The sequence below is a fragment of the Thalassotalea nanhaiensis genome (assembly GCF_031583575.1).
Classification (GTDB): domain Bacteria; phylum Pseudomonadota; class Gammaproteobacteria; order Enterobacterales; family Alteromonadaceae; genus Thalassotalea_A; species Thalassotalea_A nanhaiensis.
The window spans coordinates 3,186,415-3,198,767 of sequence record NZ_CP134146.1 but is presented as its reverse complement, the minus strand read 5'-3'; the positions used below and the strand labels follow the sequence as shown (position 1 = coordinate 3,198,767).

11 protein-coding genes are annotated in these 12,353 nt (G+C 38.2%); 4 read left to right on the top strand and 7 right to left on the bottom strand.

What is annotated here, in order from left to right:
• Positions 1 to 35 precede the first annotated feature (35 nt).
• From RI845_RS13785 to serB, 3 genes are all read right to left on the bottom strand, one after another.
• Positions 36 to 2,306 carry a S9 family peptidase gene (locus RI845_RS13785; RefSeq protein ID WP_348386743.1) on the bottom strand — a complete coding sequence of 757 codons (2,271 nt, stop codon included), beginning with the start codon at positions 2,304 to 2,306 and terminating at the stop codon, positions 36 to 38.
• Positions 2,307 to 2,430: 124 nt separating this feature from the next.
• Entirely contained in the window at positions 2,431 to 3,822 is a 1,392-nt protein-coding gene (gene radA, locus RI845_RS13780; protein WP_348386742.1) for a DNA repair protein RadA, read from the bottom strand.
• 120 nt (positions 3,823 to 3,942) lie between these two features.
• Positions 3,943 to 4,953 carry a phosphoserine phosphatase SerB gene (serB, locus tag RI845_RS13775; RefSeq protein ID WP_348386741.1) on the bottom strand — a complete coding sequence of 337 codons (1,011 nt, stop codon included), beginning with the start codon at positions 4,951 to 4,953 and terminating at the stop codon, positions 3,943 to 3,945.
• A 109-nt stretch (positions 4,954 to 5,062) separates the two neighbouring features.
• Here serB and RI845_RS13770 point away from each other — a divergent pair, with 109 nt between their 5' ends.
• From RI845_RS13770 to yqfB, 4 genes are all read left to right on the top strand, one after another.
• Positions 5,063 to 5,698, top strand: coding sequence for an AhpA/YtjB family protein (locus tag RI845_RS13770; protein ID WP_348386740.1), 636 nt, complete (start codon positions 5,063 to 5,065; stop codon positions 5,696 to 5,698).
• Positions 5,691 to 6,197 (top strand): YybH family protein, encoded by a 507-nt coding sequence (locus tag RI845_RS13765; protein ID WP_348386739.1) that lies wholly within the window; start codon positions 5,691 to 5,693, stop codon positions 6,195 to 6,197. The genes RI845_RS13770 and RI845_RS13765 overlap by 8 nt, the downstream gene beginning before the upstream one ends.
• A gap of 105 nt (positions 6,198 to 6,302) precedes the next feature.
• Complete coding sequence (locus tag RI845_RS13760) at positions 6,303 to 6,992, top strand: aspartate/glutamate racemase family protein (protein WP_348386738.1); 690 nt, start codon at positions 6,303 to 6,305, stop codon at positions 6,990 to 6,992.
• Positions 6,993 to 7,032: 40 nt separating this feature from the next.
• Positions 7,033 to 7,350: a N(4)-acetylcytidine aminohydrolase gene (gene yqfB, locus RI845_RS13755; RefSeq protein WP_348389546.1), complete on the top strand. Its 318-nt coding sequence runs from the start codon at positions 7,033 to 7,035 to the stop codon at positions 7,348 to 7,350.
• 59 nt (positions 7,351 to 7,409) lie between these two features.
• Here yqfB and RI845_RS13750 read toward each other — a convergent pair whose 3' ends face one another.
• From RI845_RS13750 to argS, 4 genes are all read right to left on the bottom strand, one after another.
• Entirely contained in the window at positions 7,410 to 8,702 is a 1,293-nt protein-coding gene (locus tag RI845_RS13750; protein ID WP_348386737.1) for a BamA/TamA family outer membrane protein, read from the bottom strand.
• Positions 8,703 to 8,924: 222 nt separating this feature from the next.
• Positions 8,925 to 9,683, bottom strand: coding sequence for a TatD family hydrolase (locus tag RI845_RS13745; RefSeq protein ID WP_348386736.1), 759 nt, complete (start codon positions 9,681 to 9,683; stop codon positions 8,925 to 8,927).
• Positions 9,684 to 9,794: 111 nt separating this feature from the next.
• Positions 9,795 to 10,367: an outer membrane beta-barrel protein gene (locus tag RI845_RS13740; protein ID WP_348386735.1), complete on the bottom strand. Its 573-nt coding sequence runs from the start codon at positions 10,365 to 10,367 to the stop codon at positions 9,795 to 9,797.
• A gap of 236 nt (positions 10,368 to 10,603) precedes the next feature.
• Positions 10,604 to 12,343, bottom strand: a complete 1,740-nt coding sequence (gene argS, locus RI845_RS13735) for an arginine--tRNA ligase (protein ID WP_348386734.1) — start codon at positions 12,341 to 12,343, stop codon at positions 10,604 to 10,606.
• Between the last annotated feature and the right edge of the window lie 10 nt (positions 12,344 to 12,353).

The following is a 12,353-nucleotide window of genomic DNA, read 5'->3' as shown; positions in this document are numbered from 1 at the left end:
CTTCGTTTCTCGTTTCTATGTTTTTTTTCTCGTTTCTATTGTTTCAGCTTACGATCAAAGAAATTCATTATTGAATAATTCAAATGGGTCTTAACCTTTTTGCCTCGCATACTATGTTTACTGCCAGGGTAAGTCATTAATTCAAATATTTTGTTTTCATCTTGCAACGTTTTAATCAGCTTGGTGGTATTAGTAAATAGCACATTATCATCGGCCATGCCGTGATATAAAAACAATGAATTATTCTTGTCATCAAACTGTTTTACATATGGAAATACTGAGCTGGCTTCATAACCGTCTTTGTTTGTTTCAGGATGACCTAAATAGCGTTCAGTGTAATGAGTATCGTATAACATCCAGTCGGTAACCGGTGCTCCACTAACGCCAGCAGTGAAATAATCACCTGCTTTAAACATAGCCATTAATGCCATGTAACCGCCATAGCTGTGGCCAAATATTCCGATACGTTCTTTGTCAACAAAAGGCAGGGTGTGTAAATATTTTACCCCAGAGATTTGGTCATCTAATTCAACACTGCCAAGATGTTTGTAGATAGCAAACTCAAATTCAGTACCGCGATAATTAGAGCCTCGGTTATCTAGTTGGAAAACAACATAACCGTTGTTAACCATATACTGAGTCATATTTGCGCCGCCCCAAGTATTTGTCACTCTTTGTGCATGTGGACCACCGTAAACATTAACAATAACCGGATATTTCTTACCAGGTGCCAAAGATTTAGGCGTATACAGCTTATAATATAAATCAGTGCTGCCGTCGTCTGATTTAATTGAACCAAACTTAGGTGTTACTAAGGTATCCTGATATGGAAAGACAGGGTGGTTTTCATCAATGGTATTCTCAATTAAATAGGTTAAGCGATTACCATTGGCTTTATGCAAGCTTAACTGCGGCGGGGTAGTTCGATTTGAAAAATTATCTAAGTAGCTTTGTTTGTCATTGGCAAACGCTATTTTGTGAAAACCACTTCTTTTTGATATTCGTGTAACGTGCTCTGGCGATTTACCGTCTAATGTCACTTTATACAAATGCTTTTCAATTGGTGTATCAGCACGGCCAGTAAAGTATAACCAGTTTTGCTTTTCATCAACGGTTATTAATCTATCAACCACCCAGTCACCTTTCGTTAATTGACTGATTAATTCGCCGTCATAATTGTATAAATACAAATGCTTAAAACCATCTCTTTCAGACGCCCAAATAAATTGCTTAGAGTCTTTCAAAAAACGTAAATCGTTATTTAAATTAATCCAATGGTTTGATGTTTCTTCAATTACAGTACGAGGTCGACGAGCATTAAGTCTTTGAAAGTTTAATTTCAAGGTTTGCTGAGATCGATTTTGCCATTGATAACTTATCGTTTTAGAATCAGGTAACCAGTCTACACGAGCAATATAAATATCTTTATCACTACCTAAATTATAAGTCGTCACTTTTTCTGTATTTAGCTTTATACTGCGTAAAGACACTTCAACATTGTTAGTACCTGTAGCAGGGTAGCGTTGTTCAAAAAGTTTCACTTCTTCAGCGTAAATTTCATTGCGGATCGCAGTTTCTACATTTTTTTCATCAATACGCAAAAAAGCGATGTGCTTTTCATTAGGAGACCACCAATAACCGGTCATCCTATCCATTTCTTCCTGAGCAACAAATTCAGCCATACCATTTTTAATAGTACCTGCACCATCATCAGTAAGCTGAGTTTGGGTGTTATTGTTTAAATCAATGATATAAATGTTTTGCTCTTTAATGAACGAAACGTAACGATCTTTAGGGGAGAATTTAATATCCGTTTCATAGGCTTGATCGAGTGTTAAACGACGAGACTTTTTAGTTTCTAAGGTGAATAAATAAAGATCGCCATTAATTGGAAATAATATTTTCTTGCCGTCATTTGATAATACGTATTCAATTATGCCGCTGCCATACACTCTTTGTCGTTCACGGCGAGCTTTTTCTTCATCGCTTAATTCTTCTTTTCCTGAAAAAATGCTGTCGGAATCAACTAATAACTCATGTTGCGCATTGGCAATATTATATTGCCAAAGATCGAAACGATTGTTATCTGTTTCTTTCGCTTTCAAATAAGTAACGGTAGTACCGTCAGGAGAATACTTTAACTGTTTTGATGTAGGACCATTTAATGATGGCGCAGAATAAATTCGCTCAATGGTAAGCGAATTTTCAGAATCAATGTTAAATGGTACCTGGGCTGAGGCTGTAAAGGCTAATACAGTCGCACAAACTATAAATAAAGAGTTTTTTAAGGAAGAAAATATAAACATGTTCACTAAGGGCGTAACGATAAAAAATTGCCGAATAGTGTAACGGTATAGCCCTGCTGTGTCGAAGTTATATTCTATATTTATTCAATAAATCAGCAGTTAATTTGTAAGGTTATATTTTTATTCACTTTATTAACTCAATTAATTCGTGGATGGTTTTAACAGGGGTTACTTTTGCTCCCAGACCTTCCATTGATTTATGGTAATTACGATAAGGAATAAATATCTCATTAAACCCATGCTGCGCAGCTTCTTTAACACGAGGAACACCACTGTCTATGGGGCGAACATCACCATTTAAACTCAACTCTCCCATAATGCATGTAGTCCTTGGCACGACAAAATCGTTCAAACTACTTAATAGTGCTGTTACCAGGGCCAAGTCTATACAGGTTTCCGATTCGTCTATCTTTAGGCCTCCAACAATATTAAAAAACGTATCATGGAAAATTTTTGTTTTGGTATGCTTTCTTAAAATGCCTGTTAGCATTTTAATTCGGTTCATGTTTAACCCAACACATACCCTTTGTGGGAATTCTGCTTCTGTTTCAGTGGTTAAACACTGTATTTCTAACAGTAGATTACGGTTACCTTTGCGAATGCAGGTGATTGATGAACCGGGCGACTCTGTACTTGATCCGGATAAAAATATCTCGCTAGGGTTGTCTACACTGAGCATGCCACGTTCACACATTTTAAATATACCAACGGTATCAATATCACCAAAGCGATTTTTATTGGCTCTTAAGGTACGTATTTGACCATCGTTGGTGTCAATGTGTAATAGTGCATCAACAATATGAACCAGAGTCTGTGGGCCGGCAATTTCATTATTTTTGTTCACATGAGCAATAATGAACATGGTCACATTATTTTGCTTACAATATTGGGTTAATGCTTGAGCGGCACTTTTAACCTGAGATGGTGAACCTGGGCTACCATTAGCGTTGTCGGTAACAACGGCTTGAATTGAATCAATAACAGCAAATTTTATTTGCTTTACTTCCAGCTCTTCAATAATTGCTTCAACGCTGGTTTCCGATAATAAATAAAGGTTATCTTCGTTATATTCCAGCTTTAAACGGTGCACTCTATTTTTAAATTGAGACAGTGATTCTTCAGCTGTACAGTACAAAGATGCTGTTGTTTGCGACATTCGAGCAACTAAATCTGATAAGAGGGTGGTTTTACCTGCACCAGGATCACCAGATATTATATTTACTGATCCGGTTGTTACACCGCCGCATAATACCCTGTCCAGTTCACCAATACCGGTAAGTTGTTTTTCGGCTTCAGTGGCTTTTACTTCATTAATCTTTTTTGAGCCGCCGCCACTAACACCAGCATATCCTGATATAGAGGTTCGGTTAGTACTGGTTTTGGTTTTAGCGTTAGATATTTTAATTTCAGCCAATGTGTTCCAAGCTTTACACTCTGAACATTGCCCCATCCAACGATGAAAGTCGGCACCACAGTCGTTACAAACAAATGCTGTTTTAGTTTTAGTTGTCGCCATCTTTATTTATATTGTAATAAGTATGTATGAATATACAGTATATTGGTAAGCATTAATTCTGGCAAGTAGAACCTTGCCAGAAATTTAATTTTGTGAGGAAGTAACCTATAACACCGGTTATTATTTTAACCAGTGTAATAAACAATCGAGTCCGGAGAAGTTAATACTGGTTTTAGCTTGTTGTAAAACCACTGGCTTTGCTTCAAATGCGACACCTAAATTTGCTGCGCTCATCATTACCAAGTCATTTGCACCATCGCCCATGGCGACGGTTTGCTTGGTGTCAATGTTGTACTCTGCAGCTAAGCGAATAAGCGTATCTGCTTTCACTTGCGCGTCGGTAATATCCCCTAATACCTTACCGGTAAGTTTGCCATCAACAATTTCTAATACATTGGCTTGCGTAGCATCAAGGTCTAATTGTGCTTTTAATATTTCAGTAAAATAAGTAAACCCACCAGAAGCAACTGCTATTTTCCAATTGCGTTGATGTAGCGCTTTTATTAACACTTCTAAGCCATGCATTAATGGTAAATTTTCGCCAACTTCAGCTAAAATGCTTTCCGGTGCCCCTGCCAGGGTTCCAACACGTTCGCGTAGACTTTCGGCAAAGTCTAATTCACCCAACATGGCGCGCTCTGTTACTGCACTCACATGTTCACCAACACCTGCAAGTTTGGCAATTTCATCGATACACTCAATTTTAATGGTGGTTGAGTCCATATCCATAACCAATAAACCGGGTTCAGCTAAGCTTGGAGCTTCACTAAATAATGCCACTTCAAAATTATTTGCTAATGCGTATTCGTTAACTGCAGCTTTAGCAGATAAACAATTTTCCTGTAAATTAAAGCGGTAACTGGTTTTGCCCGCACGTTCATTAATTGCCGTTAATGTGCAAGTTGATTGTTTAGTCAAGGCAAGCAGCTTTATGAAGTGCTCAATGGCAAGATCGTTAAAAACCACTAACTCGATTGCATTATCATCTAATCGATCGCAGCTGCTGGCCAACAATTGCGAGCTTTGCAGGTCAAGTTGAATCGGAAGTTGTACGGGTAAATCAGATATTATTTCTGATAATGGCTGAGAAAGTGTGCAAGTTGTTAATTCAATAGAGGTTGGCAAAGTCATGGTGTTACTACTTGAGTGTTTTGGTAATAGAAAAAAAGTGATTCTATAATCGCAAATAACCCACTATAGTGTATATAGATTTCTACTATTTCTTAGACCTTTTTTAAAGATGACAGACCTAAACGAAATAATATATCCAAAAGTAACATCTATTTATAACAAACTGCTGCAAATTGGCGTAGCAATCATACTTTTATTGATGATTTTAAATTTGTCGATAATGGGGATGGATGATTCTGAAAAGTTACTTGAAAATCATTTCAATACAGTGGCAAAACAGTACCTTGAGCAATCGGTAAATACCAGTAAAGTGCTACTGGTTAATAAAAACAAAAAGCAACTGCAAGCATTTGTGCAATCGCTGAGTGATTCTGATTTAGTAACCGAGGCAAGGCTTTATGATGCGCAAGGTCAAACTATCGCTGAATCTGAGCGCAGTACTTCAGTTAGTACCTTGGTTGGTATTGAGCAGGGCAGTATTGATAATAGCGACTTATATGTCCCCTTCATTAAAGAGATTCGCACCGATAAACTTATTGGTTATATTCGTTTAAACCTGGTTAAAGATCAGGTGATTGATACCATGCAGGTACAAATATATTCTCAATTTGAACTGTTTAGGATCATGCTGATTATTGCTGTCTTTGCCGGCTTTTTATTAACTCGAGGCTTTAATCGCTTTTCGCGTCAAGGTTTACGAGTAAGCAAACCAAAAGCAACCAAGGCAGCAGCAACAAATGAATAAATTTAAAGCGTTAAACTCAGTCAAACGTATCATTGGTTCACTTCTTTTTTGTTGCTTAACCTTTCCTGTTTTTGCCAATGAAAAAACGCTGGCTGAGTTAGATGCTGCGTGGGCAGAAATGGAGCGTGCGGTTATGAGTGGTGACTTTATTGCTTATCAAGCAGCGTATCATGAAGATGCCGTATTGGTCAGTGGGTTTTCAAATACAAGCTACCCAATTGCAACCGCAATGAAACGTTGGAAACAAGGGTTTGAAGATACCAAAGCTGGAAAAGTGACTGTGTCATTGGAATTCAAACTATCAAAACGATTTCATGATGAAACAACCGCTCACGAATCTGGAATGTTCCGTTATGCAACCATAGATTCTAATGGCAAAGAAGATGTGTTTATTGCACATCTTGATGCGTTGTTTGTGAAAAAATCGGGCAAGTGGTTAATGATGATGGAGTTTCAAAAGTCGAAAGCAAGTGCAGACGAGTGGGCTGCATTAAAGTAAATTTGTGGGGTTAATCTTTCACTTTATTTTAAAGTATTATCAAACAACCTTAAATCCTGTTTGTAATTTAACCGTGTTAATTTACAAAAATCTTATCGAGGTAATATGAAAACAATTGGTCTGCTTGGCGGTATGAGCTGGGAAAGTTCTGCGGGCTATTACCGAATGATAAATGAAGGTGTGAAAGAAGCACTTGGTGGACTACACTCTGCCAAAATAGCAATGTACAGTGTTGACTTTGCACCCATTGAGAAGTTACAGCATCGCGGTGATTGGCAAGGCACAGCAGAAATACTTATCAAAGCTGCGACCAATGTTGAATCTGCGGGGGCTGATGTTTTACTTATTTGTACAAACACAATGCATAAAGTTGCAGCGCAAGTTGAAGCTGCCATAAACATACCTCTTTTACATATCGCCGATGCTACAGCTGAGGTGCTTGTTCAGCAAAACATTAAAACGGTAGGGCTAATTGGAACAGCATTTACAATGGAGCAAGACTTTTATAAAGGCAGATTAAGCGAGCAATTTGGTTTGACCGTAATTACCCCTAATGCAGATGAACGAGCGATTATTCACAATGTGATTTATAAAGAACTTGTCTTAGGAAAAGTACTTCCTGCTTCTAAGGAGCATTATTTGAAGATTATCCAATCATTAGCAAACCAAGGGGCTGAAGCGGTAATTCTTGGTTGTACCGAAATAGGCATGTTAGTAAAGCAAACAGATACTGAAGTAACATTGCTTGATACCACGGCCATCCATGCCCAAAAAGCCGTTGAGTTTGCAATATAAACACCCTGTTTAATAGCACAAAAACGTTTAGGAAATAATGATGTACTTAGCCGATATATTGTTCTTCGAGCGCTTTGAAGTTGATATCTTATCTGGTGCAAAAACCATAACAATTCGCGATAAAACAGAAAAGAACTTTTTACCAAATACAATTGTTCAAGTTTCAACTTATGAAACAAGGCGATGGTTTTGCCAGATACTTATCAAAGATGTGCAGCCTATTCGTTATGATGAGCTATCTGAATTTCACGCTAATCAAGAAAATATGAGTCTCGAAGAGTTAAAAGCTGTGATCGACGAAATTTATCCAAATGTGCGAGATTTATATGTAATTACCTATGTGTTGCTTGGTAGTTGAGGAGAAGTACGAATAGAATCTTTAGCTGTATTGCTGTTGAGTTTTATCATAAACACTGACTAAAATGTATGACCAAAGAACATTTGTAGTTCACCGCCTTCTTCTGAACCTGCAGCATCAATTCTTATGATTAACCCTGACACAGATACTCTGAGCCCTGCGCCAACCGATACTTTCATTTTATGATGTAAATCTGATATGGACCAATTATCAGCAACAGAGCCAACTTCAGTAAACGTGACAATTTGCCAGAAGGGGATATCAAGTTTTTCAATTAAAGGCATATCTACAAACGGATTACTAACAGGAGTGTAGCGATATTCGACACTATAATTAATTGCTGAACGGTCATGAAACCGATTGGTAGCAAAACCGCGCTGGCGATCAATTCCACCTAACGTAGAGCCCTCAAAAAGTGGCGCTTTATGGAAAATCTTTTCATAACCTTTTAAGTGATAAGAATTTGATGTGGGCACATCACTGGTCCAAATGTTAAACCCTAACGTTCTTTGCCTTGCATTATCATTACCACCAAAAGAAATAAATTTACTGTAATCGAATTGGATAGACGTCCACGTAGAGGACTCTTTTTCTGCTCCCCAGTCGCGTGCCACAGACAGTGACATAATACTGCCTTTCGTCGGGTTTACATACCAATCTGAGTTGTCATATTCAAGCTCAAACTTTATGCCTGAAGTAATGTTATAAAATTCATTATTATTATCATCTTCAAAATCTTGTTCTCGATAAAACGGTTGAATAATAAATGATGTTCTTCCTGAAGTCATCGGGTTCCATTGATCGCCTCCTGCCTCATAGCCTGGAACCAACAGGCCTCTGTCGGTTCTAAACTGATGAATTGCTCCCTTTTTTCCATGACCAATTGGCAGTAAATACTTAAAAGTTAAGCGCAGGAAATTATCGTCACCTTTAGCAACAATAAAGTTATCTTTATCGGAACCAATTGAGCCTGCTATCTCATCTGGAAAGTCAGGATTGCCTGCTTGATAGCTATCTAACTCTCCCCAACTTGAGACCAACAAAGTTGTATCAACGAACAAACGGTCAAATGCTGTTACTTGAAAATCTTTGAGAGCGCCAAATACCGAATAGGTAGAGTTTGTTCCTGCAAAGACATTAAACAAGGTCACGGCTTGTGGCTGAAAATAACCACTGTTAATGAACACCATCGCTGCGGCAACTTCGGTACTGTCATTATAGAATCCATAAGGAATGATTAATGATTGGCTCTCAATATCGCCTGTCGCAGAAATATCTCTAGCTAAATTATTACTGTAAGCCAGAGGGGATATTAATATAAAAACAAGCACAAACAGCTTGGGGTTAACCATGTAAAGTCTCATTAAAAGTTAATATAGTTCGCCTTAGCTATGTTGAAAGTTAAATAGCTAAAGGCTTTATATGATCATAGAACATAAATCATCAATAAGGATTTAGGTAATTAAAAGATATAGAGACATCAGTGCATTAACCAAATTTAAAAGCAATGTACAGACAGGTATTAGGCTAATCAAACTAAAATAAAGTTTAATTAAAACACGTATACAGCAGTCTTAATCGAGTTTAAATAGTTGCTGTAGGTTTTGTTCGATAGCTTGTTGCAATAGTTCAGGGCTCTCTTCTCTGATACTGCACAGCTGCTGAAACACATCTACGACTTTTTCAGGTGAGTTAACCTCTCCCTGAAAACCTTCAAGTGGCATTGCAGGGGCGTCTGTTTCCAATAAAATGCTATCCAACGGCAATTTTTTAACTGTTTTAATGGTTTTAATTGCTCGAGGGTAGGTGATAGTACCGCCAATACCGAGTTTAAAGCCCATATCAATATAGGCTTTGGCTTGTTGGTAACTGCCAGAAAATGCGTGAATAACACCGCCTTTTTCAAGGCTTGCCTTTTTAAGCTCTGGTACTATTAAATGATGGCTCTTACGATGATGAACAACGACAGGTAAGCTGTGTTTTTTAGCGATGTGTAATTGCTTAACAAAATAATCAGTTTGTTTTTCTATATTGTCTATCGCTCCATCTATGCCTATTTCGCCAACAGCTGCCAGATCATGTCGGTTGATTAATTGCTCTAACAGAATTAAATCGTTTTCAGTGGCCTTTGCAATCCACCAAGGGTGTAAACCTAAGCATGGCAAGGCATTTGAGTATTTTTGGCAAAGCTCTAACACGCGCGGCCAACGTTTTGCGGTAATACCTGGAACAATAAATCGATTGATGTTTAGTATTGCACAGCGTTGTATAAGTTCATCGCGACAGGCGTCAAACTCAATAAAATCTAGATGGCAGTGACTATCAGTAAACATGATTTAACTTTACTCTTATGGCGTTGAACGAGCAAATATTCTTTAACAAAAAAGTTGATAACAAAAAGGCCTGCAGATGCAGGCCTTCATTTAACTACCGTTTAACTATTTTTAGAAACGGTAAGATATTGTTAGCGAGCTTGTAACCGCTGTAAGGTCTGCATTATCTTCCGCAAAATCTTCATAATCGCCTACAGTTCTAATACCTAATGACAAGTCTAATGCAACAGACTCCCAGTTATATCCGATACCACCATTAAGTTGCGCACCAGAGAAAGATTCGTCTAGATTTTCAACTTCTAACGACTCGTGGTAAATACCACCACCGATGTATGCTTTGAAACCTTCAGACATTAACCCTGTTCCCCAGTAGCCGACTATATCAAAACCGGTAACTTCTAACGCCGACCAATCGTCATGCTCTAATGAGTAATAGCTGCCTCGCATTGCAAATTCATCTGAAAATGCATATGTTGATGATAGCGTGAGGCCTGTAAACTCATCATCCCCATAATCGTCATCATCAATAACTAGCGCATAGCTACCAATGCCAACGCTCCATTGTTTTTCTTGTTGGGTCGCATTTGTTTCAGATGTTTCAGCTGTTTCAACAGATTCAGCATAAGCAAATGTTGAAGATAAAAGAGTGGCAATTATTGTTGATGTTATTAATAAATTTTTCATATCGTTCCTTTGATAGTTCTAGTTATTTTTACGGAACAACTATGCCATAAAAGCTATGTTTTACAAGATATTAACAAGTGTAAATTGTAACTTTTAATGAATGGATTTGTATCGATATCTATACATAGTAGATACCTGTACAAATGAAAGAAAAATCTTAAAATATTCTTGTTTCTTAGAAGAAATAAAAAAGCCTGCATAGCAGGCTTTTTTGGAAATATATAAAGGTTAAAGCCTTACATACGTTCCATTACTTCGATACCTAACAGCTCTAACCCTTGCTCAAGCGTTCGTGCTATTACATGGCATAAGCGTAAGCGAGAAAGTTTAATCTCTTCGTTAATATCGTCTTTTAGAATTGGGCAAGCTTCGTAGAAACTCATATAAAGACTCGCTAATTCGTATAGGTAATTACATAACAGGTTCGGTGTACATTCGCTAATTACAGCATCGAGTACTTCTTCAAACTGCATTAGCTTAACCGCTAATGCTTTTTCTTGCGGCTCGTTGATGATCATCTCTGCTGAAATTGTGTTGGCAGCAATGCCTGCCTTTCTGAAAATACTTTGTACGCGAGTAAATGCGTATTGCAAGTAAGGCGCTGTTGCCCCTTCAAAACTGAGCATGGTCTTCCAGTTAAAGATATAATCTGACGTACGGTTTTTCGATAAATCAGCGTATTTAACCGCACCAATGCCAACCTTGCGAGCTATCTCACTACGTTCTTCCGCTGAGAAGTCAGCAATTTTATCAGCCATTAAATCAGTCGCACGGCTAACGGCTTCTTCAAGTAACTCTGCCAGTTTAATTGTTCCACCGGTACGTGTTTTAAATGGTTTGCCATCGTTACCCATCATCATCCCAAACGGGCAATGATCGTATGCAGTGGTTTCAGGCAAGAAACCAGCGTTGCGAGCAGTTACTTCTACTTGTTTGAAGTGGTGAGCCTGGCGTGCATCGGTAAAGATGATAATTCTATCTGCACCCAAATCGCCACTACGGTATCTACATGCCGATAAATCAGTAGTTGCATACAAGTAGCCGCCACCAGATTTTTGTACGATAAATACTGAAGGCTCGCCATCTTTATTAGCCATCTCTTTAATGAAGACAACCTTTGCGCCTTGATCTTCAACGGCAATGCCATTTGCCATTAATTCATCAATTACGTTTGGTAAATCTGGGTTATAAGCACTTTCACCCATAATGTCATCACGGGTTAAGGTAACGTTTAATGCGTCATAAATCTCTTCAGAATGATGAATAGAAATATCAATAAACTGTTTCCATAACACTAAACATTCATTGTCGCCGCCTTGCAACTTAACAACAAAGTCACGAGCCCTATCAGCAAAACCTTCTTCTTCATCAAAACGAATTTTTGCTTCACGGTAAAAGTTTTCTAGATCGGCAAGCGCAGTTTCTGCTACTTCGTTACTGTTAAGTTTATCGCTCAAGTGCGCAAGTAACATACCAAATTGTGTGCCCCAATCACCCATGTGGTTTTGACGGATAACTGTTTCACCACGAAATTCTAAGGCACGAACAACAGCATCACCAATAATGGTTGAGCGTAAATGACCTACGTGCATTTCTTTGGCTAGGTTAGGAGCCGAGTAGTCCACAACCACCGTTTTCGGCGTTGCATTTTGACTCACGTTTAAATGTTTATCAGTTGCCGCAATAGCAAGTTGTTCACCTAACCAAGCATTGTTTAAGTGAATGTTAATAAACCCCGGACCGGCTAACTCAATATGTTCAGCTATATCGCTGATTTCAAGGTTATCAACAACCTGTTGTGCTAAAGCTCTCGGGTTAGTTTTAAGCTTTTTAGCTGCCCCCATAACGCCATTAGCTTGATAATCACCAAATTGTGGGCGAGATGAAGCACTTACCGCAGGGTTAGTATCTTCAGGTAGGCCGGCAGCGATCATTGCTGCTTTAACTCTTTCATTTAAAAGTTGACGAATATTCATATTATCTTCT